Genomic DNA, 23,948 nt, shown 5'->3' on the forward strand with positions numbered 1-23,948 from the left:
TTACCTGCCACGCCGGGCAGTTGACCAGGCGACTGCGCCACGGGCTAAAGCATCGGTTGCATCAATCAATGCAATTTCCAGGCCACTATTTGGCAGCACCAGCGGAATTTCGGTGCATCCCATGATCAGGGCTGTTGCGCCGCGCAATTCCAGCGCACGGCCGGCTGCGGCCAGCAAGTCCTGTCCCAGCATGAGGTTGCCGGCTTTGACTGCGCGGATTCCCGGCATGACGAGTGTTTCCATTTCCTGTGTGGTGGGCAACAGCCATTGCACAGGGTGGCCGGTTTCTTGAGCCCGGTTGGTATACAGCCCGGATTCGATGGTGGCCTGTGTTGCCAGAAGGCCTACGGCAGGCGTCTGGTTGGCAGGTGCCTTGACCTGTTCCAGCGCGGCATCTGCAATATGCAGCATGGGGATTTGCAGTGCGGCTTCAATATCTGCAAACCACAGGTGCGCGGTATTGCAGGGAATGACGATCAACTCGGCGCCAGCAGTAATCAGCCGTTGTCCGCACTCTACCAGTGCAGGCAGTGGCGATGGGCCTTGCCCCAGATAGGCTTGTGTGCGATCGGGGATTTGCGGGATGGAACTGATAATGACAGGCACATGCTCCTGGTCGCACTGTGCCGGTGTGGCCGCAATCATTTTCTGAAAAAAGTCGAGTGTGGCCAAAGGCCCCATACCACCCAGAACGCCTACCAGGCCATTCATGGAGGGCGGTGTATCAAAATGACGCAATGTATTCACGATGGACCAGCGCAAATTAAAAATGTAGATAAAGTGTTTGTGTCTTTTCTGGGTATTCGCAGTAATTGTTTATGCAGAGAAAAGACGCTGTCTGATTTGTATTGTATGCCTGATGCAAAGGCGTCGTAAAAGAGAGTGTTACAGTCATGGTAATGTCATGGAAAGTCCCTATAAAAAAAGTGGCAGGGGTTCCTGCCACTTGCGATTTTCCTATCCGTTGCAAACGGACTTGCCCGTGCTGATTAGTTCGCGGGTTTGTCAGAATGTGCGGTCAGGTTGGCCTTGAGTTCTTCAGACATAGGCAGTTCCAGGTTGATGCCTTTGGGAGGAATCGGTTTGGTGAACCACTGTTCGTACATCTTGGTGAACTCGCCGCTTTCCATCAAACCGATAATGGCTTTGTCCACCACGGCTTTAAACGCTGGGTCATCTTTACGCACCATACAGGCATACGGTTCAACCTGGATGGGCTTTCCGACCACGGCAAAGTCCGTAGGTTTGGCCGCTGCTGCGCGCAGGCCGTACAGCAGGATGTCGTCCATGCCGAATGCATCAGCCAGACCTTGCTGCACGTTCAGGAAAGATGCATCGTGGTCTTTGGCTGTGGTGATGTTGATGCCCAGCTTGTCTTCTGTATTGAGCGTGCGCAGCAATTGCAGGTTGGTGGTGCCCAGTGTGGAGACCAGGGTCTTGCCACGCAGGTCTTCCAGCGACTGGATGCCGGAGCTGGTTTTCACCAGGAAGCGGGTACCGGTGTAGAAGTAGTTGACAGAGAAGCTGACGTCTTTGCCACGGGTGGTGTTGTTGGTGGTAGAGCCACATTCGATATCAATGGTGCCATTGACCATCAGAGGAATACGGTTGGCAGAGGTGACGGCCTGTGGTTTGATGGTCAGGTTTGCCAGCCCCAGTTCTTTTTGAACGGCTGCCGCAATCTTTTGGGAGAGCTCCCAGGCAAAGCCGGTAGGTTGTGCTTTGTCATCCAGGTATGAGAATGGGATGGATGCATCGCGGTAGGCGATGGTCATGGTGCCGCTGGAACGAATTCTGTCCAAGGTGCCCGAACTTTGAGCCTGAACAGCCAGTGCCATGGTGGAACCGATTGCCAAAGCCAGAGTAGTTTTCAGAAACTTCATGAATTGCTCTCCTATCTATAAGGTGTAGTTGTAAGTGTTGGACATCATAGCGTAAATTAATTCCAGCCATCTGTCTATAACGCATTCCCATGATGACGGTGGGACAGCGGTTTGGGCCAATTTATACTATGTGCCAATGTCGTAAAAAACAAATGCATTTTCTGTGCCAGAACACGACCAGAAAAGCAGCCCGTTTGGTCCTGAATCGCGGGATTAAATCCGCGAGCGCATCAAAACGGTGCTACAGGGATTTCCCTGACGCACCGTTGTGGTGTCAGGAAGCAAGCAACTGCCTCAGGACAAATGGCAGGATGCCTCCGTGCTGATAGTATTCCACTTCAATCGGCGTATCAATACGCAGTGTCAGCATGACAACCTCCTGCTCACCATTGGCCCGGGTTACCACCAGTTTGGCATCGGCCTGGGGTTTGAGTTCCATGCCCAGAATGATGTCAATGGTTTCATTGCCTTGCAGTTTGAGTTTTTCCCAGGAGTCGCTGCCTTTGAACTGCAAGGGCAGCACACCCATGCCAACCAGGTTGGAGCGGTGAATACGCTCAAAACTGCGCGCAATCACGGCTTTGATGCCCAGCAACAGCGTGCCTTTGGCCGCCCAGTCGCGGCTGGAGCCGGTGCCGTATTCTTCACCGCCAAAAATCACGGTCGGTACCTGGGCTTCAATGTATTGCATGGCAGCGTCGTAGATGGTGGTTTTCTGTCCCTTGTTGACGCCATCCAGCTGCATCAGCGTGTAGCCACCTTCTTCACGGCTGCCATCTTCTTTGGGCGGGAGCATCAGGTTTTTAATGCGAACGTTGGCAAAGGTGCCACGCATCATGACCTCATGGTTGCCCCGGCGTGAGCCGTAAGAGTTGAAGTCGGCTTTCTGAACGCCATGCGAGAGCAGGTAGAGTCCGGCCGGAGAGCTTTCTTTGATTGAGCCGGCCGGGGAGATATGGTCGGTGGTGATGGAGTCGCCAAACAGCGCCATGATGCGCGCGCCTTTGACCCCCAGTTCTGCCCCTGCAGGCGGGTGCTGAGGTTCCAGAGTGAAGTCCTTGAAGAACGGCGGTTCAGCAATGTAGGTGCTCTCTGGCCATGAGTACACGTTGCCTGAGACCGATTTGATCTGGGACCACAGTTTGCCCGGGTCGGTGTTGACCTTTTCATAGTTCTCGCGGAACTCCGGACCATTCATGGCAAACTTGAGCAGGGCTTCAATTTCGTCGCTGCTGGGCCAGATGTCGCCTAGATACACATCTTTACCACCATGACCCTGGCCCACCGGTTCGGTCATCAGGTCAACCGTCATGTTGCCGGCGATGGCATACGCAACCACCAGTGGCGGGCTGGCCAGAAAGTTGGCTTTGATATTGGGATGAATCCGGGCTTCAAAATTACGGTTGCCTGAAAGCACAGCGGCGCATACCAGATCATTCTGGATGATGGCTTTGTTGATTTCGGGTTTCAGGTCGCCGGCATTGCCGATACAGGTGGTACAGCCGTAGGCGGCCACATCAAACCCGAGCTGTTCCAGATAGGGCAGTAAGCCGGTCTGCGTCAGGTATTCCGTGACCACGCGCGATCCGGGGGCAAGTGAGGTTTTGATGTTCTTTTTCACCTTTAGCCCGGCCGCCACCGCTTTTTTGGCCAGCAGCCCGGCCGCCAGCATGACGCTGGGGTTGGAGGTGTTGGTACACGAGGTAATGGCTGCAATCAGGATGTCACCGTTTTTGATGACATCGTTTGCAGGCGTGGCTTCGGTGACCACATTGCTGCTGTCCAGGCTGTACAGTTCTTCAAGCTTTTGTGCCGGCTGGTTGAAGCCGTTGTCTTTGATGGGAGCGCTGAACAGCTCAATGAATTTGCTTTTGACGTGGCCGATTTCAATGCGGTCCTGCGGCCGTTTCGGGCCTGCCAGGCTGGGGGCGACGGTGGAGAGGTCCAGCGTAACCACCTGGGTGTAATTGATATCGCCATCGCGCGGCACGCCAAAAAGTCCCTGGGCTTTGAAATAGGCTTCAAACGCTTCGATTTCTTCGTCGGTTCGCCCGGTACCTCTGAAGTAGTCCAGGGTTTTGTGATCGACCGGGAAAAAGCCCATGGTGGCACCATATTCAGGCGCCATGTTGCCAATGGTGGCACGGTCTGTCACGGATAGATGCCCGGTGCCTTCACCAAAAAACTCAACGAACTTGCCGACCACTTTTTCCTGGCGCAAACGTTCTGTGACGGTGAGCACCAAGTCGGTGGCGGTAACGCCTTCGCGCAACTGGCCCTTGAATTCAAAGCCGACAACATCGGGGGTGAGGAAATAATATGGTTGCCCAAGCATGGCGGCTTCGGCTTCGATACCACCCACGCCCCAGCCCACCACGCCAATGCCGTTGATCATGGTGGTGTGACTGTCGGTGCCGACCAGCGTATCGGGGTAGTACACGTTGTCTTTGTTTTTATGCACACCGCGTGCCAGATATTCCAGGTTGACCTGGTGCACAATACCAAAGCCGGGGGGCACTACGCCAAAAGTATCAAAGGCCTGCATGCCCCACTTCATGAACTGATAACGTTCCTTGTTGCGGTGGAATTCGAGTTTCATGTTCAGGTCAAGCGCATTTTTGGAGCCGAAGTAGTCGACCATGATCGAATGGTCAACAACCAGGTTGACAGGCACCAGCGGCTCCACCACTTTCGGGTTCTTGCCCATGTTTTTGGCCGTGGTGCGCATGGCGCCCAGGTCAGCCAGCAGGGGCACGCCGGTGAAGTCCTGCAATACCACACGCGCCAGCACAAACGGAATTTCATCCACACGCGGCGCATTGGGCTGCCAGTTGGCCAGTTGCTCAATATGTTCTTTGGTGACTTTTTTGCCGTCGCAGTTGCGCAGCACGCTCTCTAAAACAATGCGTATGGAAACGGGCAGTTTGTTAATCTGAGGGAAGTGCTGGCTCAGCGCGGGCAGTGAATAAAACTTGCCTTCTTTTCCTGAGGCGGTTTTGAATGATTGCAGCGTATCGGCAAATGGATGTTGGACTGGTATATATTTGTCGACGAGTTTGGAGAGGATGTTCATCGCGAAGATCTCCTTATGTTTATGGTTTTATATGTAATTGCTAAACATCAGCATTCGAGTTGTACGTTGAGATTATGAACCTAAATGCAGATAAGAGTGCTGGCAGGGGTGCGGTAGGCACAAAATCTGTGTACATATTCATTTCATTGTGCACCGCATGAAAGCAGGGCATTCGGGAGATTCTTAAGTATCCAATAAAGCACACACAGGTTGTATCAGGGTTTATTCTGTAGCAGTCGATGGATGTTGGAACCGTTGAACTTGCAGCCCAATCCACTCGCGCAGTACGGTGCTGGTGGTTGAAAGCCCCGAAGCGGATGGCAGCCACTCCAGCCAGAAGTTGGCATAAGGCCGAATAAAACCGACCGGCGCAGGCGTAACGGTCAGGCCGGTTTTTTGAAAAGCACTGACGGCGCGTGGCATATGCCAGGCCTGTGTGACCAGTACGACATGCGTTATGTTTTCGGCATGCAGCATGGCGGCGGTGTTGACAGCATTTTCCCGTGTATCGCGTGATGTAGCATCGATCCAGCGCAAAGGCACGCCTAATTCTTGTGCAGTGCGTAATGCGGCTTTGGCTTCCGGGCTGTCTGGTGCTGACTGGGCCCAGCCTTGCCCGCCGCTGTAACCCAGGGGCAGGCCGGTTTGTTGTGCCAGATGAATGCCGTAGACCAGGCGTTCCAGTGCATAAGGAGAAAGCACCGGTTGCCCGTCATATTCTGCTGCCTGGGATTGCACGCCAGCGCCCAGCACAATGATGGCGGCTGGTTTGCCTGCCAGCAGGTTGTGGCGCAGTTGCTGAATATCGCCCGGTTGCAGGGCCGTGGTTGCCGGTAACAGCCAGCGTGACAGCAACACTGCGGTACCATGGCAACTGAGCAGCCACAGGATCACCAGGGACATGGCAGCCGCCACAAGGTATTTTCTACCCCGTTTGTTTTTTGTGGTGTTTTCGCGCTGAAACCCCTGATGCTTTTCTTTTTTGATGCAAAAGATAAACAGAGCCATCAATGCCATGCTGAGCCAAAACATCAGTGGCATGATGGCGGTGGTGATAACGGGCTTGAGAGAACCTAATTCCATAGACGAGCTCGTTAAAAAGAAGGGGACAGGTTGATGGTCAGTGACATGATACAGGCATATGCAGGTTTTGTACTTTGGGGGATGTAAATGAAAGCGGGGATCAGTGTTTTGTGTTTTGAGGCGCAGGTAATGCCGTGCCTGTATCGTCAGGAGCCCGGTTGGCGGGTAGATAAAGGGGGCTGGTAAAATCGGCGTTATTTTGTGTGAATGATCAGACTGACGATCCAATGAACGATTATTTAATTGATATCGGCATTAACCTGACCAGTGAGCGTTTCAAGCATGATGTGAGCGAGGTATTGCAACGGGCGTATGCGGCACGGGTGCAGCAAATGGTTGCAACGGGTACCAGTGAACGTGAGAGCCACAGGGCGCTTGAGCTGTGCCAGCAATACGATTCGCAGGGGCGGCATTTATTCAGTACGGCGGGGGTACATCCGCATCATGCCAAAGACTGGGGTTATGAAACAGCCACGGTCATCAAGCAGTTGCTGCAATACCCCACGGTGAAGGCCGTGGGTGAATGCGGGCTGGACTTTAACCGTGATTTCAGTCCACGGCCGGTACAGGAAAAGGTTTTTGAGCAACAGCTTGCATTGGCAGTCGAGTTGCAGCGCCCGGTGTTTATGCATGAACGCGATGCTTGCGAAAGGTTCATTGCCATACTGCGGGAGTTTCGCGACCAGTTGCCTGCGGCGGTAGTGCACTGTTTTACCGGAGAGAAAAAAGATCTGTTCAGCTATCTGGATCTGGATTTGCACATCGGCATCACCGGCTGGATTTGTGACGAGCGCCGTGGTTTGCATTTGCAAACATTGGTAAAGGATATTCCGGCAGGGCGTTTGATGCTGGAGACCGATGGGCCTTATCTGCTGCCGCGTACATTGAAGAACAAACCGGCAGACCGGCGCAACGAGCCTGCTTTCTTACCGGAGGTGCTCAGCGTGGCGGCGACCTGCCGCGGTGTGACGCCGCAGGTGCTTGCAGCACAGACAACGGCATGTGCCAAGGCATTTTTTAATCTGCCTGACCTGAACACCTGAAAGATAAAAAGGGCCTGGATGATGCATCATGCCAGGCCCCGAATGTGAGCGTTAAGTGCTCAATTAAGCTTTTTTATGTTTGACCTCTCTGGGTGCAATCATGTTTTTGGGTTTGAGGATATCGGCCAGCTCTTCTTCGCTGAGCAGTTTTTCTTCGCGTACCAGTTCCAGCACACCTTTGCCTGATTGCAGCGCTTCTTTGGCGATGCGGGTGCAGTTTTCATAGCCGATGTAAGGGTTAAGTGCGGTGACCAGCCCGATGGAGTTTTCCACCAGGCGCTGGCACAGTTCTGCATTGGCGGTGATGCCGTCAATACACTCTTCACGCAGCATGTCCATGGCGCGCTTGATCATGCGGATGCTGTCAAACATTTTGTAAGCAATCAAAGGCTCCATCACGTTCAACTGCAATTGCCCGGCTTCAGCGGCAATGGTAATGGCCAGGTCATTGCCCATCACGGCAAAAGATACCTGGTTGACGGCTTCTGGGATCACCGGGTTGACCTTACCGGGCATGATCGAGCTGCCCGGCTGGCGCGCAGGCAGATTGATTTCACCAATGCCTGTGCGGGGGCCGCTGGAAAGCAGGCGCAGATCGTTACAGATTTTGGAAATTTTCACGACCAGGCGTTTGAGTTGCCCCGAGAACATGATGAATCCGCCCATGTCCCAACTGGCTTCAATCAGGTCAGGCGCTGATCTGAATTTCAGGCCGCTGATTTTGCAGAGTTTTTCGGTGACCAGGTGCTGGTATTTGGGGTCTGTGTTAATTCCTGTGCCAATCGCAGTGCCGCCCATGTTGATTTCGGTGAGCCAGTCGAGGGGATAGGTTTTCAGCCTTTCCAGGTCGTCTTCAAGTGTGGTGGCAAAAGCATTGAATTCCTGCCCCAGTGTCATGGGCACGGCATCCTGCAGTTGTGTGCGCCCCATCTTGATGATGTCGGCAAACTCGGCACCTTTGCGGCGGAACGCCTTGCACAGGTTTGACAGGCTTTCAATGAGCATTTCATTGATGAGCAACAACCCGACGCGAACCGCTGTGGGGTAGGCGTCGTTGGTGGACTGCGCCATGTTGACGTCGTTGTTGGGATGCAGGAACTGGTATTCGCCCTTTTGCTTGCCCATTTCTTCCAGTGCAATGTTGGCGATGACCTCATTGGCATTCATGTTGGTCGAAGTGCCGGCACCGCCCTGGATCATATCAACAATGAACTGGTCGTTGAATTCATTGTTCATCAGGCGTTGGCAGGCTTTTGCAATGGCTTTGTATTTGTCTTCAGGCAGATCGCCGAGCTCATAGTTGGCTTCTGCTGCGGCCAATTTGACAATGGCCAGCCCTTTGATCAGGCTGGGGTAGTGCGACAAGATGATGCCTGTGAGCCTGAAATTCTGAGCGGCCCGCAGCGTTTGGACGCCATAGTAAGCATCTGCTGGAACCTCCATATCGCCTAATAAATCATGCTCTACCCGGGTTGTTGCTGTATTTTTCATGTAGGTTGTCCCTTTCCACTGTATCTAAAGGGTGGTGTTAAATATAGGTGAAACATAACAGGAAGAAAAGTCTTCCGGTTTTTGGAGGCTGAATGTTGAGTGGCGAATGCCGATACTTGTGTTTTTGCTTAAAAATAAGGGACACTAAGGGGCTTATTCATGGGCTCATTCGCTATGGTTAAAACGGATATTGCCGGATAGCCATGCCAGCTTATGCTGGCAGGTGTTTCAGAGATAATTGTCTTTTAACCTTGGAAATGTTAAAGGGCGTTTTATGCAAACGAATGATGGCTCTGTGACGGAGTCGGCTGTGCTAGCCGGTGGCTGTTTCTGGTGTCTGGAGGCAGTTTACGAGCGTGTCAAAGGTGTTGCGGCGGTTGAAAACGGCTATGCCAACGGGCATACGCAAAACCCGACGTATGAGCAGGTATGTTCAGGGAATACAGGGTTTGCAGAGGTGGTCAAAATCACGTTTGATCCGGCGGTGATCACTTACCGCGACCTGCTGGAGATATTTTTTGTGATTCATGACCCGACCACGCTGAACCGGCAGGGGGCCGATGTGGGTGAACAGTACCGGTCGGCCATATTGACCTGCAGTGACCGGCAGCATCAGACTGCCGTGGCAGTGATTGAGGAACTGGCAGAGAATGGTGTCTTTGATGACCCGATTGTGACCGTCGTGGAACCTTTGAGAGACTATTACCGGGCGGAAGACTATCATCAGCATTATTTTGAAAACCATCCGCAACAAGGGTACTGCCAGATGGTGGTAGGACCTAAAGTTGCTAAATTCCGGCAGAAATTTGTCCATTGGCTGAAAAACTGAACGATCAGAAAAAAGAATGAATTCCACAGCAGCATTGTTCCCGGTTATTTTGTTGATTATTTGTGGCTGGGGGGCTGGCAAGCTGCGCTGGATACAACAGGAACACCTGCCGGGGCTGGCTAACCTGGTTTTTCTGATGCTGGCGCCGGCGCTGCTGTTTCGCACCATGTCCCATGTCGGGTTTGACGGGCTGGACTTTAAAGCAACCTGGGTTTATCTGGCGGTTGCGTTTGCTTTGTTCATTGGTGTTTCTCTTTTCTTGGGGGGACACAAGCGCGCCATTGTCATTGGGCTGGCATGCATTTTTTCCAACAGCGTGATGATCGGTATTCCGCTGGTGACCATGGCTTATGGCCCTGAGGGGCTGGTGACGCTGATCACGCTGATTTCTGTGCATGCTTTAACATTGCTCAGTGCTGCCACCTTGTTTTTTGAATGGCGCAAGGCCAGAGATGAAATGCAACAGGCTGCTGAAAGCGGCCAAGCCATGAAGGCGGGTTATAGCCGCATGCTGAAAATGGTGGGGAAAGCAGCATGGCGTTCTGTGATGCACCCGGTCACACTGCCGATCATTGCCGGTGTGGTCTGGGGCATGACCGGCTGGCAGTTGCCCGGGGTGGTGGACAGAACTCTGGAGCTGCTGGGGCAGGCCAACGGACCGGTCAGTCTGGTGCTGGTTGGGGCAACGCTGGCGCATACACGGATGAAGGGTGAACTTAAAGGTGCGCTGGAGATTACGCTGGTAAAAAACCTGCTGATGCCTGTGCTGGTGTTTGCTGCGGGCTACCTTGTCGGCATTCGCGGCGTACCGCTGGTGGTGATTACTGTGGTGGCTGCGCTTCCCATTGGGTCAAATGTGTATTTGTTCTCGCATCGCTATGGCGAAGCACAAAGCCTGGTGACAGCATCTTTGGCTTTGACGACACTGGCCGCGCTGGTCACACAACCTGTGGTCATGTGGCTGGCGGCCAGGTGGGCATAAGGTATGGCATACGGCGGAAGCGTGTATGCGTATGCAGGCGTTGGTCGCATGGTGCAGCGGCCTGCGAGCGTTTGCAGATAATTATAAAAAGACATTTTCATAAAAAGATTTATTCATGTGCCCTGAGCCTGGTTCACACCATGTTTGCCAGTGGCGCATAACTGTTTGTCAAAGACGTTGACTCCTATTTCCCCAAGTGATTGTGTTGCGGTTTGTTACCGAGCAGGGTTGATGGTATTTTGACAAATCAGGCCTTTCTCAATGCATGATCTTTATTTTTAGATATGTATTTTTAGTGGTTAAGTGGTTGACATAAATTATCTTAAGATATATCATAAGATATGATTTGAGATAAATGATTTATCAAATTGAAAATCAGCAGTCTCATATTCAATCACAAAATATATTGATAAAGGAATTTAGGTCATGCAACGCAAAATATATGAAGGGCGTCGTGGACAGCTGGCACATGGTTTCCCGTGTGGCGGCGGCAGGGGCTCTTTTGAAAGGGGTGTATGCCAGGAGCGCGGTTCTCATTCACATGGCAGAGGCGACTGCCATTTTGGGCAGATGGCACGCGGAGATAAAGACGGACGGGATTTTCACCTGATGCCCCCGGGCTTTGGCCGTGGGCGAAGAGGCGGTGGTCATGGCGGTCAGGGGATGTCGGATGATGACTTCAACTTCCCTATGGAGAAGCGGCGCCGTATGGGGGCAGATGATCTGCAACTGGTTGTTTTAGCACTGATTGAGGAAAAGCCCCGCCATGGCTATGAAATCATTAAATACCTCGATACCTATACCCATGGGTTTTACGCACCCAGCCCGGGCATGGTGTATCCGGTACTTACTTATCTTGAAGAAAGTGATCTGGTGTCGATGAGCATGGAAGGCAATAAAAAGTTCTATGCGCTGACCGATCAGGGCAAAGTTTTTTTAAACGAAAACCGTGAGCATGTGCAAATGCTGATGACCCGTTTGTCAGAGTTTGGGCAGCGGATGCAGCGGATGCGGGAGTCTTTTGCAGATGATACCCGTGATGTGGGGAACAATGAATTGCGTGAAACGATTCATGAGCTGCGTGTGGCGCTCAGAGGCGTACGCCATGCCACTGATGAAAAGAAGCAACGCATCAACGCGATTTTGTTGCAGGCGCTAGAGGAAATCAAGCGCTGAAGGTTTGCTAAAGGTTTTCATGGCGTTGGGCTTGTACCGGATTACGGTGCAAGCCTTTCCATGAGCCAGCGGTTTTCTTCTGTCAGGCGGTAGCGCAGGCGATCATGCAGCCGGCTTTTACGCCCCTGCCAGAATTCCCACATATCCGGAACCAGCCGGTAGCCTCCCCAGTGCGGGGGGCGCGGTGGCTGTAGCAGGAATTTGGCCGCATATTTCGCTGCGTTTTCAATCAGAACGCCGCGCCCGGGAATGACTTCGCTTTGGGGAGAAGCCCAGGCACCAATGCGTGAGTCCAGCGGGCGTTTGGCAAAATAGGCATCACTTTCTTCGGCCGATACTTTTTCAACCCGGCCTTCAATACGCACAACACGTTCAAGCTCAACCCAGTGAAACTGTAATGCGGCATAAGGGTGCTCAGCCAGTTCATGCCCTTTACGGCTGTTGTAATTGGTGTACCAGACAATACCTTGTGCATCAAAGGATTTGATGAGCACAATACGGGTAGACGGGCGGCCATGGGCACCTACGGTGGCCAGTGTCATGGCATTGGGTTCGGGAACTTTGGCGGCAACGGCCTCATTGAACCATTGTTCAAAAATGCGGACGGGCTGCTCGCTGACGTTGGTTTCGGTCAGTTCTCCCCGTTCGTAGCTTTTGCGCATGTCAGAAATATTGCTCATGGTAATTCCTTGCTGTCAGGGTAATCATAGACGATTGATGCCATTGAGATAGAGGGCAAACATAATTCAATAGTGGCAATGGGCAGAAATGGCGCAGATGCAACAAAGAACAATGACAAGCGGCTGTTTTGCTGATTGTGCGGTCAGTGGGTAGGACGGCGTGTAGAAAGTCGGTATAATGCAAGGCCTGATATTGCCAAAAGGCTGGTGGCTGGTAACAGACTGGTATCTGTGGCAGATCAGAAAGAACTGGTAAAAAAGTTCAGCCGCAGGCATCAAAAGAGAAGCAGAACAGTTTTCAATAAACATTCGTAATGGTTTCTCCCGCTCACCATTGAGCCTGTCAAACGGCAGTCTGCATGGAACTCATGCAAACCTTAAGCGAGGGTGGCGAAATTGGTAGACGCACCAGGTTTAGGTCCTGACGGGTTAACCCCCGTAGGGGTTCGAGTCCCCTCCCTCGCACCACACCTTTAAATTATTCAGCAATGTGCTCAAAATTGAGGCGTTTCCAGCCATTTTTTTTGCGCAGCACCATGCCTGATCAATCCATTACGCTTTAAATTTTTTACAGTCTCCGGTTCACTAGAATCTCGCAGTTCGGGTGTTATTCCTGAATTTATTTTTTTGGAGACTGAGGCATAATGAAAAAACCTCCTATATATAAGAACCTGTATTTTCAGGTGCTGGTGGCGATTGCTGTCGGTATTACATTAGGGCATTTTTATCCTGGGACCGACGAGGTCATCAACGGTGTCAAGCACCATATTCCAGGTCTGGCAGAGCATATGAAGCCTTTGGGAGATGGCTTCATCCGGCTTATCAAAATGGTGATTGCTCCGATCATTTTCTGTACGGTGGTCAGCGGTATTGCCAGCATGGAGAGCATGAAGTCTGTTGGCAAAACCGGTGGCATTGCCTTGCTGTATTTTGAAGTGGTGACCACATTTGCATTGATCATTGGCTTGGTGATTGTGAATTTTGTCGAGCCAGGCTCAGGCATGAACGTCAAAGTATCTGAACTGGATGCCGCCAGCATTGCGCAGTATGAGAACAAGGCGCAGTCAACGGTTGAGTTCATTATGAATATCATTCCCAAGACGGTCGTGGGCGCTTTTGCCGAAGGGGATATTTTGCAGGTGCTGTTTTTCTCGGTGCTGTTTGGTTTTGCGCTGCATCGTCTGGGGAAATATGGAAAACCACTGCTGGAAGTGATTGACCAGATTGCGCATGCAATGTTCAATGTGGTGAACATCATCATGAAAGTGGCACCCATTGGCGCATTCGGTGCAATGGCGTTCACCATTGGTCGCTACGGCATAGGCACCTTGTGGCAGCTTGGGCAGTTGATGCTGTGTTTTTATGCGACCTGTCTGTTGTTTGTTATTTTTGTACTGGGCGCCATTGCGCGTGCCTGCGGTTTCAGCATTTTCAGACTGATACGGCTGATTCGTGACGAACTGCTCATTGTGCTGGGCACTTCGTCTTCGGAATCTGTATTGCCGCGTTTACTGAAAAAGATGGAGCTGGCCGGCTGTTCCAAGTCGACTGTGGGCCTGGTTATTCCTACGGGTTATTCATTCAACCTGGACGGGACGTCGATTTATTTGACGATGACAGCGATTTTTATCGCGCAGGCGCTGGGTATTGAACTGTCGCTGAAAGAAGAGATCGGGCTGCTGGTGATTCTGCTGCTTTCTTCCAAAGGTGCAGCAGCGGTGACTGGCGGCGGGTTCATTGTGCTGGCAGCCACATTGTCGGCGGTCGGCACCATCCCTGTAGCCGGTGTTGCGCTGGTATTGGGGATTGACCGGTTCATGTCGGAGGCGCGCGCATTGACCAATCTGGTTGGCAACAGTCTGGCAACCATTGTGGTGTCTAAATACTGTGGCCAGCTCGATAACGAGAAACTTCACCATGCATTGAATAACCCGCAGGAGGTGGACCAGGCAATGCTGACATAGGCCGCAACCCATTCTCGCAATGTGAGAAATCATAGGCGCAAAATTAACAGGTTTTGTGCCACCCGGTGGGTCAAAACATGTTTTTAAGATATGTGTTTTTGCAGTGCAAAACGCATGGCTTGCACAGCGGTACCTCATGACACTTCACAGTTCATCATGAGGTATTGTTGTTTAGCTGTTTTTTGTTACCCCAAGAGGGTGCCCTGTCATTTCTGGTTGGGGAAAGCTTGTTGCAAAATAGTTTCTGCCCCCGTGTCTGCCACGGGGCCGATGACTTCAACCGTGTGCGACCCATGGCGCATGAGTTCCGCACAGGGGAGTGGCAGCAGGGTTGCGTTGGGCCCTTCGAGATCGGCAAAATACTGACCGGAAGCAGCGAAAACCACCCGGCGGATACCGCTCCAGAAAATAGCCGCAGCGCACATGGCGCATGGTTCGCCACTGGCATATAGGGTAGCATTTTTCAGTTGAGCCGGTTTCAGCCCTGCAATGCGCCGGATGACATTCATTTCGGCATGTCCTGTCGGATCTGCGCTGGTGCATTCATCATTTTGTCCTTCGGCCAGAATATTTCCCTGTGCATTTCCTAACACAGAGCCGAATGGACGATTTCCCAGCGCAAGTGCTGTGGCAGACAGTTCGACTGCACGGGCAAGCAGGCGCTTGTCGGTTGAAGACAATGGCATGATCTGACTCCTTCAGAATGTAAATGAGTGGCCATGGGACAACTTGATTGTAAAAGGCTTATGCCAAATAGAGTTGATAAAGGTCAGCGTGCATACAGTGGTTGTTTTCTTTGGGAGATTTCTTGAAGGCAGGGAAAATGCGCAGGCATAAAAAATCCCCCGGGGATGCCGGGGGAAAAGGATCGATTTTGGGATTTTTTAGGTTGGTTATTTCTGCGGATCGAACTGCTTGTCTTTGATGAACAGCGCAGGTACCAGGCCGCACAGGAAGTAGGCACCGCCCATTACCAGGAAGCCCATACCGATATGGCCGGCATCAGCCAGACCGCCAATCACCATCGGTGCGGCCATCGCCATGACGCGGCCCACGTTGTAGGCACCACCCACAGCAGTACCACGGATCTTGGTTTCAAAGCTTTCGGTCATATAGGTGGCGTTGACACCGTAAGGAATACCATAGACAAAGCCAAACGCAATCATCAGGTAAATGATGTTGTCATGATTACCGTACCAGACAATCAGCGGGATACACACCGCTGCGCCCATGGCACCGAACGCGTAGACAGCACGGCGTCCAATTTTGTCAGCCACCCAGCCGGCAATGATTTTGCCCAGAATCATGGCGGTGTAGTAACCAACCATGTAATCAGTCATTTTCTTAAATGCCAGACCGGTTTCCTGTTCCAGGTAGGTGGGCATCCAACTGCCGATACCATAGTAACCAAACTGCAGAAAACCTGCGGTAATACACCACAGCAGGAACATTTTGCGTGTGGTCGGGTCACTGAAAATGATTTTGTAAGCACTTTCAGCTTTTTCCACAACCTTACCGGCAAGATTGTCAGCCTTGTCTTTCAGGCGCTTGGCGTTGGCGCGGATCCATGACTCGGGTTCCGGTACAATCCAGTGCATCAGGAATGCCAAGACAACCGGGATCAGTGCGATATAGAACAACCAGCGCCAGCCGTGGACAGGAATGATTGCTCCGGCCAAAATGGTTGCCAGCAGATAGCCGACAGACCAACCAGCCTGCAGCCCACCCAGCACCGTGGTACGGTATTTGGTAGGCACGTATTCTGCCATCAGTGTGTTACAGGTTACATAGGCAGCGCCCAGACCCAATGCAGCAAGAAAGCGGAAAATCGCGAATTGCCAGTAATTATGTGTGGCACCTAATGCAGCGGTACCTACGGAAAAAATCACCACGCACCAGGTAACGGTTTTAACCCGGCCAAAACGGTCAGATGCCCAGCCGCCGTAAATGCCGCCAATGGCCATGCCGAATAGCGTAATGGTTTGCAATGAACCCGCTTCAGAATTGGAAAGCCCAAAGTCTTCGATCAGTGATTTCAGGCTGTATGACAGGAACATCAGATCTGCTCCGTCCATCATCAGCACCAGGAAGCCGAATATAAACACGGCTATCCATGTTTTACTGCCCGGTTGTTGTGTTGTAGCACTTGTTGTATTCATTTAGTTTGCGTCTCCTACTTATAACAAAACACAATGCAAAAAAAGGGCAGAGGGTTGGTCCGCCACCCCTTTATTTGTTCCTTAACAAAAATCAAATAGTTTTAAGCCTGTGCGTCTTTGATCATGTTGCGAGCAATGACGATCTGCTGAATCTGGGTAGTTCCTTCATAGATACGGAACAGGCGTACATCCCGGTAAAAACGTTCTGTTGCATATTCTGAGATGTAACCTGCACCACCTAAAATCTGTACTGCACGATCTGCCACACGGCCGCACATTTCAGAGGCGAACATCTTGCAGCAGGAGGCTTCGGTGGAAACTTTTTCTTTGTTGTCCCGTTTGCGGGCGGCATCCAGAATCATGCAGCGTGCCGCATAGATTTCAGCTTTGCTGTCTGCCAGCATGGCTTGCACCAGTTCAAATTCTGCAATGGGCTGGCCGAACTGTTTACGCTCAATGGCATAACGCAATGCGTCATCCAGCATGCGCTCGGCAGCACCGGTACAGATGGCTGCAATGTGCAGGCGGCCTTTGTCCAGCACTTTCATGGCGGTTTTAAAACCGACACCTTCTTGGCCGCCGATGATGTTGGCGGCCGGTACTTTGCAGTTTTCAAAGATCACGTCAGCGGTATGGGCGCCTTTTTGTCCCATTTTTTTGTCGCGCTTGCCAACCGTGAGCCCTGGGGTGTCTCTCTCAACGATGAAAGCGGTAATGCCTTTCGCGCCTTTGATTTCCGGGTTGGTGCGTGCGAGCACGGTGAACATGCCGGCTTCGGGCGCATTGGTGATAAAGCGTTTGGTACCGTTGAGAATGTAAAAATCGCCTTCGCGCTTGGCTGAGGTGCGCAGTGATGCGGCATCGGAGCCAGCGTCAGGTTCGGTCAGCGCAAAAGAGGCGATCAGTTCACCAGAGGCCAGTTTGGGCAGGTATTTTTGTTTTTGCTCTTCGGTGCCATCAACGATGATGCCTTGTGAGCCAATGCCGTTGTTGGTGCCGATGAGAGAGCGGAAGCAGGGTGATGTTTTTGCAATTTCAAACGCGATCAGCACTTCTTCTTCCATGGTCAGGCCAAGGCCGCCGTACTCTTCCGGCGTGCTCAGGCCAAACAGCCCGAGTTCTTTCATTTCGGCAACAATATCCTGCGGGATTTCGTCTGTTTCAGCGACGATTTCTTCTGCGGGGATCAACCGTTCTTTGACGAAACGAGACAAAGAGTCGAGTAAAACGTTGAGTGTTTCTTGATCACGAATCATTTTTTTTCCTAAGTTCGATTTTGGCGTCGATTGCCGCCGATGCTGTTGACGATATTAACCAGACGCGGCCCGATGTCGTTTTCAAGCCGGTCTTTGGTCAGGAGAAATGCGGCACCGCCGCAACTGAAAGCCATGAAATTGCCGTCATGGTCCTGAAAAGGTACGCCGACAGCACTGATATCTTTTTCCCATTCGCTGATCGATATGCAAAAACCGCGTTCCTGATAATCGCGCAGGGCTTGCTGAATGCCTTTTTCAAGGTGCGGCCAGTTCTGTTCGTCACGCATGCGCAACTGGCCCATGAGGAAATTGCGCTCAGATTCGGGCAGGCCGGCCAGGTAAGCTTTGCCTAATGCGGTATTGACAATGGGCAGACGCGAGCCTACGCCGCGGCGGGTGCCGATCGGGGCATTGCTGCGCACGGTTTCAACATAGACCATGCTCAACCGGTCGCGTACCCCGATGGATACGGACGCCTGCGAATATTCGGCCAGATCCTGCAACATGGGTTTGACGATCTGGCGGATGCCGATATTGGACAGCAGGGCATAACCCAAGGACAGTACGCCAATGCCCAGACTGTATTTGGACAGGGTCGGGGAAAAATCCAGATAACCCAGCGTGACCAAAGTGCCGGCCAGCCGGGATACAGAGGGTTTTGGAATGCCGGAGCGGCGCGCCAGTTCTGCCACGCCAAGGTAACGCTCTCCAGGCCCGAAACAACGCAAAAGCTCCAGCCCGCGAGCCAGCGCAGTCACAAACTGCCGTTCTTTGGGGCCATTCTCATTATTGAAATGAGCAATATCGTTGTCTTCGTAACCAGTTGTCACGAGCTTGTCTCCTTGATTTCGGATATTTTTTTCTGAACTTTTTTGTTTATTCAATAATTCTGTCATGGTTTTTACCTTTCAGTCAACAAAAATGAAATTGTGTTTCGCTGTGCGGAATTTTCTTAAGTATATAAGAGTTGCGCCAGAATGGGGGCTGCAGAATTGTTCTCCTGTTTTACTCAGTAAAACAGGTCTTTTTCTTTACAAAAGTGCTATGTTTTATTAAAGTGAAAAGCCTTTGAAACGTTCTATTATTAAAACAGTGTTCCACAATGCGGAACGGAGACATTATGAAAGAAGTCATCTTAGAAGGGCCTGAAGCAGGCATCGCTACGCTTCGTATCAACCGTCCTGAAGTCCGAAATGCGCTCAACCAATCCGTTCGCCAGCAACTGGCCGAGCATTTTGCCGCGCTGGGCCGGGATAGCGAAACACGCTGCATCATCATTACCGGAAACGAGCAGGCATTTGCTGCCGGAGCTGACCTGCGTGATATTGCGGAAAGTACCGCAATAGACATGCATTTGCGGCAGGTGCATCTGTTGTGGAAAGTCATCGCCGACTGTCCGAAACCGGTGATTGCAGCAGTCAATGGTTATGCGCTGGGTGGTGGGTGTGAACTGGCCATGCACGCAGACATCATTGTGGCAGGGCAGAGTGCCTCATTTGGTCAGCCCGAAATCAGAGTCGGGATCATGCCCGGAGCCGGTGGAACCCAACGGCTGGTGCGCACCGTGGGGAAATTCCAGGCCATGAAAATGTTGCTTACAGGCCAGCCTGTCACGAGTCAGGAAGCGCTAACGATGGGGTTGGTGAGTGAAGTTGTGGAAGACGACAAGGTTTATGCAAGGGCTTATGAGCTTGCCAAAACCATTGCCAAGATGCCGCCGCTGGCTGTCACACAAATCAAGGAAGTGTTGCTGGCCGGGCAGGATGCATCGCTGGATACGGCGCTGATGCTGGAGAGAAAAGCTTTCCATCTGCTGTTTGCCAGCGAGGATCAGAAGGAAGGCATGCGTGCTTTTTTTGAAAAACGTAAACCCTCTTATACAGGACGCTGAAATATGAATGACTCTTCAAAAACTCCCGATGTACTAGGTGTTGTTGGTGCTGGCCTGATGGGCCGGGGTATTGCCCAGATTGCAGCGCAAGGGGGCATTGAGGTTAAGCTTTATGACAACCGTCCTGGCGGTGGGGAGGAAGCGCGCGAAGCGATTGTGGCGATGCTGGGCAAACTGGCTGCCAAAGGGAAAATGACCGAGGCAGACCTTGCTGCAGCGTCGGCCAGATTGCAGGTGGCCGCTACGCTCAATGATCTGGCGCCCTGTACCGTGGTGGTGGAAGCCATTGTTGAAAACCTGGATGTCAAGCGCGAATTGTTTACGCAACTGGAAGCGATTGTCAGCGAAAAATGCATTCTGGCAACCAACACGTCATCGCTTTCGGTGACGGCGATTGCCGCAGCATGTAAACATTCAAACCGGGTGGCTGGGTTTCACTTTTTCAGCCCGGTGCCGTTGATGAAAATTGTTGAAATCATCTCCGGGCCTTTGACCGATGGCTGGGTGGCGGACAAGCTGATTCAAATGGCCAAAGCCATGGGGCATACGCCGGTGCGCGCCAGCGATACGCCCGGATTTATTGTGAACCATGCCGGCCGGGGGTATTTGACGGAATCGCTGCGTATTCTGGGGGAAAGCATTGCTCCATACCCGGAAGTGGACCGCATTTTGCGCCAGTCGGCAGGGTTTCGCATGGGGCCGTTTGAACTGCTGGACTTGACCGGGCTGGATGTGTCGCAGCCGGTGATGGAGTCTATTTATAACCAGTTTTACCAGGAGCCACGTTTCCGGCCGTCACCACTGGCGCGTCTGCGCCAGGCTGCAGGCTTGCTGGGACGTAAGACCAAACGCGGGTTTTATGTTTATACGGAAGGGCAAAAACAGGAAATTCCGGCACCCGCAGTGCCGGCTCGTAACGACATGTCGGTGTGGCTCAGTGCAAATGATGCCAAAGCGTTCCCGGCGGTTGCCGAACTGCTGGGCACCCTGGGGATCAAGCGTGATCAGGCTGAACGCCCTGGCGACAAATCCATCTGTCTGGTTTTGCCTGTGGGGCAGGACGTTACCACCGTGGCATTGGCGCAGGGACTGGATCCGGAGCGCACTGTCGGGCTGGACCCCTTGTTCCTCAACAAGCAGCGCACATTGATGACCAACCCCAAAACATCACCCGCGGTGCGTGATGCCGCGCATGCCATGTTTCACACCGAGGAGGTGCCGGTTTCTGTGATTCACGACAGCGCCGGATTTGTCTGCCAGCGTGTGGTGGCGACCATTGTCAATATCGGTTGCGATATTGCACAGCAAAGCATTGCCACCCCGGAAGACATTGATAAAGCCGTGACTTTAGGACTCGGGTATCCGAAAGGGCCTTTGGCCATGGGGGATGCGCTGGGGGCTGCAACGGTGTTGAAGATTTTGGACAACCTGTTTGATTTTTACCGTGACCCCCGCTATCGCCCAAGCCCATGGCTGAAACGCCGCGCCATGCTGGGCATGTCATTGCTGACACCTGATAGCTGATTCGAATACATATTTTTGAGTAAGAAGGAAAACCGAATGTTAAATGCATATATCTATTCTGGGCTGAGAACTGCTTTTGGTCGTCAGGCCGGTGCTTTGGCGCCTGTGCGCCCGGATGACCTGGTTGCCGCTGTCATGCAGAAAATACTGGCAGACGGCCCTTTTACTGCGGAGCAGGTTGAAGATGTGCTGCTGGGATGCGCCTGCCAGGCAGGTGAAGACAGTCGCAACATTGCACGCCATGCGGTGTTGCTGTCGGGCCTGCCTGCGACCACGCCGGGGCAGACGGTGAACCGCCTGTGCTCCAGTGGTCTGGCTGCTGTTTTGGATGCTGCACGTGCCGTAACATGTGGGGAGGGAGAACTTTACATTGCCGGTGGTGTGGAAAATATGAGCCGGGCGCCATTCGTGGTAGCCAAGAGCGAAAAAGCCTACGGCCGTGAATTCAAGGTGTTTGATTCAGCGATTGGGGCACGTTTCCCCAATCCGAAAATCACCAAAATGTATGGCAATGACACAATGCCGGAAACGGCAGATAACGTTGCCAAGGATCTGGGACTGACGCGCGAAGAAAGCGATATTTTTGCAGCAGGCTCTCAATCCAAATTTGCTGCGGCGCAGGCCAGCGGCTTTTTTGAAGGCGAGATCATGCCTATTGAGGTGCCTACCGGCAAGAAAACACCGCCGAAACTGGTCAATGTGGATGAGCATCCGCGTGCCGATACAACGGTCGAATCGTTGGGCAAATTGAGAGCGCTGTTTGAAGGCGGTGTGGTCACAGCCGGGAATGCCTCTGGTGTGAACGACGGTGCTGCAGCGATGTTTGTGGGCAGCCGTGAAATCGGTGAAAAGGCCGGTGCCAAACCGATGGCGCGTATTTTGTCGGGCGCTGCCGTAGGGGTGGAGCCGCGCATCATGGGTGTGGGGCCTGCCTATGCGATTCCGAAGGCGCTGGAGCGTGCCGGGCTGACGCTCAAGGACATGGACGTTATCGAAATCAACGAAGCATTTGCTTCCCAGGTTTTGGGTTGTCTGAAGCTGATGAATGTGGCGTTTGATGATCCGCGTGTTAATCCGAACGGCGGGGCGATTGCTGTGGGGCACCCGCTGGGGGCTTCTGGCGCACGTCTGGCATTGACGGCCTGCCGTGAACTGGAGCGCAGAGGCGGGCGTTATGCTGTGCTGAGCCTGTGTATCGGGGTTGGTCAGGGGCTGGCCGTTGTGATTGAACGCGTTTAATGTTTTTTAATAAGTAATATAACTGGAGGAGTTGTAATGGCAGGTGCATTATCCAATATTCGTGTGCTTGATTTATCACGTGTACTGGCAGGTCCGTGGTGTGGACAGATTCTGGCGGACTTGGGCGCTGAGGTCATTAAGGTAGAGCGGCCCGGCAGCGGGGATGATACCCGCGGCTGGGGCCCACCGTACCTGAAAGATGAAGAGGGCAATGAGTTCCCTAAAGATTCTGCTTACTATCTGGCGGCAAACCGCAACAAAAAATCGGTCACCATCAATCTGTCCAAACCCGAGGGGCAGGAGTTGATCCGTGAACTGGCCAAAAAGAGCGATATTTTTATCGAAAACTACAAAGTAGGCGATATGAAGCGCTACGGGCTGGGGTATGAAGACCTGAAAAAGCTCAACCCCGGACTGATTTACTGCTCTATCACCGGCTTTGGTCAGGATGGCCCGTTATCCAGCCTGGCCGGATATGACTTTGTGGTTCAGGGCATGGGTGGGCTGATGAGCATTACCGGCGAGCGCGATGACCTGCCGGGCGGCGGCCCGCAGAAGGTGGGGGTGGCGTTTGCCGATATCATGACCGGCGTGTATTCGACGATTGCGATTCTGGCGGCGTTGGCGCATCGCAACAACACCGGCGAAGGACAGTATATTGATATGTCGCTGCTGGATGTGCAGGTAGCCACCATGGCCAACATGAATATGAATTACCTGGTTTCCGGGAAGGTTCCCAAGCGCCAGGGCAATGCGCATGCCAACATTGTGCCGTATCAGGTGTTCAATGCCAAAGACGGGCAACTGGTGCTGGCTGTGGGTAACGACAGCCAGTTTGCCAAGTTCTGCGAAATTTTGGGACACCCGGAACTGGCAGAGGATGAGCGCTTCAAAACCAATGCGGGGCGCGTGCGCAACCGTGAGACGGTGGTGCCGATCATTCAGGAGTTCCTGATGGAAAAGAATGTGTATGACTGGATCGGCCCGATGGAAATGGCAGGGGTGCCGTGTGGCGCCATTAACAACATTGCGCAAACGTTCGAGCACCCGCAGGTCAAGCACCGTGGCATGAAGATTGAGTTGCCGCATCCGCTGGTGGGTAAGGTGCCTTTGGTGGCAAGCCCATTGCGCCTGTCCGCTTCTCCGGTGGAGTACCGCACTGCACCGCCAACGCTGGGGCAGCATACCCATGAGGTGCTGAGTGCTTTGACCGGGCTTTCTGAAGCTGAACTGCAAGCGCTGGCAAGCAAGGGGATTACTTCCTGAGCAGCCTTGGTTGATTGAAAAGAAGCCTGCAAAACCCTCATGAATAAGATGCTCTTGTTGGTGAGGGTTTTGTTTTGGTGACAAAACAGCCGTGGCTTTGAATAAAGAGAGTGGTGGATATATATTTGACGGTATTCAAGGCCAATATTTTGAATATTAGCCATATTTTATGGCGAGGCTGTTACAATATCCCGTTTGTTCAGTTGTCTGAACTGCTCGGCTTTAGCGGGTAGGCGGTTCATGGCAAACACAGAATTTAAAAGCAGCAGTTGCTGAAGAATGGAATGCAGGCGTTTTCTGCCTCTGTGCAAGGGGTCAAACGGATGGCGCCAGGATATGACGGATTCAAAGAGAACTGGTGCTGAAGTTTAATAGGTTTAATTAAAGCAGATATCTGGTTTATTTCAGC

The 23,948-nt window shown here is 52.5% G+C and carries 19 protein-coding genes and 1 tRNA gene; 10 read left to right on the forward strand and 10 right to left on the reverse strand.

Features of this window, described 5'->3' with window-relative positions; genetic code table 11:
* The 4 genes from AACY98_RS00965 to AACY98_RS00980 all read right to left on the reverse strand — a co-directional run bounded on the left by AACY98_RS00965 (window position 1) and on the right by AACY98_RS00980 (window position 6,039).
* Window positions 1–747: an aspartate/glutamate racemase family protein gene (locus AACY98_RS00965; RefSeq protein WP_339800432.1), complete on the reverse strand. Its 747-nt coding sequence runs from the start codon at window positions 745–747 to the stop codon at window positions 1–3.
* Window positions 748–989: 242 nt separating this feature from the next.
* On the reverse strand, window positions 990–1,883 hold the full coding sequence (locus AACY98_RS00970) for an amino acid ABC transporter substrate-binding protein (protein WP_126979834.1): 894 nt from the start codon (window positions 1,881–1,883) through the stop codon (window positions 990–992).
* Window positions 1,884–2,157: 274 nt separating this feature from the next.
* Window positions 2,158–4,956 carry an aconitate hydratase AcnA gene (gene acnA, locus AACY98_RS00975; protein WP_339800437.1) on the reverse strand — a complete coding sequence of 933 codons (2,799 nt, stop codon included), beginning with the start codon at window positions 4,954–4,956 and terminating at the stop codon, window positions 2,158–2,160.
* Window positions 4,957–5,178: 222 nt separating this feature from the next.
* Window positions 5,179–6,039, reverse strand: coding sequence for a YdcF family protein (locus tag AACY98_RS00980; RefSeq protein ID WP_339800439.1), 861 nt, complete (start codon window positions 6,037–6,039; stop codon window positions 5,179–5,181).
* A gap of 227 nt (window positions 6,040–6,266) precedes the next feature.
* On the opposite strand from AACY98_RS00980, the gene AACY98_RS00985 reads away from it, so the two are divergent.
* The gene (locus AACY98_RS00985) at window positions 6,267–7,082 is read left to right on the forward strand and encodes a TatD family hydrolase (RefSeq protein WP_339800442.1); all 816 of its coding nucleotides are present in this window, start codon (window positions 6,267–6,269) and stop codon (window positions 7,080–7,082) included.
* A 63-nt stretch (window positions 7,083–7,145) separates the two neighbouring features.
* Here the strand turns inward: AACY98_RS00985 and aspA are convergent, their stop codons facing one another.
* Window positions 7,146–8,573, reverse strand: coding sequence for an aspartate ammonia-lyase (gene aspA / locus AACY98_RS00990; RefSeq protein WP_126979830.1), 1,428 nt, complete (start codon window positions 8,571–8,573; stop codon window positions 7,146–7,148).
* Window positions 8,574–8,847: 274 nt separating this feature from the next.
* Between aspA and msrA the strand changes: the two genes are divergently transcribed.
* The 3 genes from msrA to AACY98_RS01005 all read left to right on the forward strand — a co-directional run bounded on the left by msrA (window position 8,848) and on the right by AACY98_RS01005 (window position 11,560).
* Entirely contained in the window at window positions 8,848–9,402 is a 555-nt protein-coding gene (gene msrA, locus AACY98_RS00995) for a peptide-methionine (S)-S-oxide reductase MsrA (RefSeq protein WP_339800448.1), read from the forward strand.
* A gap of 16 nt (window positions 9,403–9,418) precedes the next feature.
* Window positions 9,419–10,384 carry an AEC family transporter gene (locus AACY98_RS01000; RefSeq protein ID WP_339800451.1) on the forward strand — a complete coding sequence of 322 codons (966 nt, stop codon included), beginning with the start codon at window positions 9,419–9,421 and terminating at the stop codon, window positions 10,382–10,384.
* 426 nt (window positions 10,385–10,810) lie between these two features.
* Window positions 10,811–11,560 carry a PadR family transcriptional regulator gene (locus AACY98_RS01005; RefSeq protein WP_339800454.1) on the forward strand — a complete coding sequence of 250 codons (750 nt, stop codon included), beginning with the start codon at window positions 10,811–10,813 and terminating at the stop codon, window positions 11,558–11,560.
* A gap of 41 nt (window positions 11,561–11,601) precedes the next feature.
* Here the strand turns inward: AACY98_RS01005 and pdxH are convergent, their stop codons facing one another.
* Window positions 11,602–12,240 carry a pyridoxamine 5'-phosphate oxidase gene (pdxH, locus tag AACY98_RS01010; protein ID WP_339800457.1) on the reverse strand — a complete coding sequence of 213 codons (639 nt, stop codon included), beginning with the start codon at window positions 12,238–12,240 and terminating at the stop codon, window positions 11,602–11,604.
* Window positions 12,241–12,621: 381 nt separating this feature from the next.
* Here pdxH and AACY98_RS01015 point away from each other — a divergent pair.
* Window positions 12,622–12,708, forward strand: a tRNA-Leu gene (locus tag AACY98_RS01015).
* Window positions 12,709–12,884: 176 nt separating this feature from the next.
* Window positions 12,885–14,204, forward strand: a complete 1,320-nt coding sequence (locus AACY98_RS01020; protein WP_126979825.1) for a dicarboxylate/amino acid:cation symporter — start codon at window positions 12,885–12,887, stop codon at window positions 14,202–14,204.
* Window positions 14,205–14,410: 206 nt separating this feature from the next.
* Here the strand turns inward: AACY98_RS01020 and AACY98_RS01025 are convergent, their stop codons facing one another.
* The 4 genes from AACY98_RS01025 to AACY98_RS01040 all read right to left on the reverse strand — a co-directional run bounded on the left by AACY98_RS01025 (window position 14,411) and on the right by AACY98_RS01040 (window position 18,449).
* On the reverse strand, window positions 14,411–14,890 hold the full coding sequence (locus AACY98_RS01025) for a nucleoside deaminase (protein ID WP_339800463.1): 480 nt from the start codon (window positions 14,888–14,890) through the stop codon (window positions 14,411–14,413).
* A 207-nt stretch (window positions 14,891–15,097) separates the two neighbouring features.
* On the reverse strand, window positions 15,098–16,363 hold the full coding sequence (locus AACY98_RS01030) for an MFS transporter (RefSeq protein WP_126979823.1): 1,266 nt from the start codon (window positions 16,361–16,363) through the stop codon (window positions 15,098–15,100).
* Between the two features lie 101 nt (window positions 16,364–16,464).
* Window positions 16,465–17,619 carry an acyl-CoA dehydrogenase family protein gene (locus AACY98_RS01035; protein ID WP_126979822.1) on the reverse strand — a complete coding sequence of 385 codons (1,155 nt, stop codon included), beginning with the start codon at window positions 17,617–17,619 and terminating at the stop codon, window positions 16,465–16,467.
* 8 nt (window positions 17,620–17,627) lie between these two features.
* Window positions 17,628–18,449 (reverse strand): IclR family transcriptional regulator, encoded by an 822-nt coding sequence (locus AACY98_RS01040; protein WP_239442256.1) that lies wholly within the window; start codon window positions 18,447–18,449, stop codon window positions 17,628–17,630.
* 290 nt (window positions 18,450–18,739) lie between these two features.
* Here AACY98_RS01040 and AACY98_RS01045 point away from each other — a divergent pair, with 290 nt between their 5' ends.
* Genes AACY98_RS01045 through AACY98_RS01060 form a run of 4 tightly spaced genes read left to right on the forward strand, consistent with a single transcriptional unit; the run spans window position 18,740 to window position 23,539 of the window.
* Window positions 18,740–19,510 carry an enoyl-CoA hydratase gene (locus tag AACY98_RS01045; protein ID WP_339800470.1) on the forward strand — a complete coding sequence of 257 codons (771 nt, stop codon included), beginning with the start codon at window positions 18,740–18,742 and terminating at the stop codon, window positions 19,508–19,510.
* A gap of 3 nt (window positions 19,511–19,513) precedes the next feature.
* Window positions 19,514–21,034, forward strand: coding sequence for a 3-hydroxyacyl-CoA dehydrogenase (locus AACY98_RS01050; RefSeq protein ID WP_126979819.1), 1,521 nt, complete (start codon window positions 19,514–19,516; stop codon window positions 21,032–21,034).
* Window positions 21,035–21,070: 36 nt separating this feature from the next.
* Window positions 21,071–22,273, forward strand: a complete 1,203-nt coding sequence (locus AACY98_RS01055) for a 3-oxoadipyl-CoA thiolase (protein ID WP_339800474.1) — start codon at window positions 21,071–21,073, stop codon at window positions 22,271–22,273.
* Between the two features lie 36 nt (window positions 22,274–22,309).
* Window positions 22,310–23,539, forward strand: a complete 1,230-nt coding sequence (locus AACY98_RS01060; RefSeq protein WP_126979817.1) for a CaiB/BaiF CoA transferase family protein — start codon at window positions 22,310–22,312, stop codon at window positions 23,537–23,539.
* The last annotated feature ends 409 nt before the right edge of the window (window positions 23,540–23,948 follow it).

The organism is Saezia sanguinis (genome assembly GCF_963921665.1).
GTDB lineage: Bacteria > Pseudomonadota > Gammaproteobacteria > Burkholderiales > Burkholderiaceae_C > Saezia > Saezia sanguinis.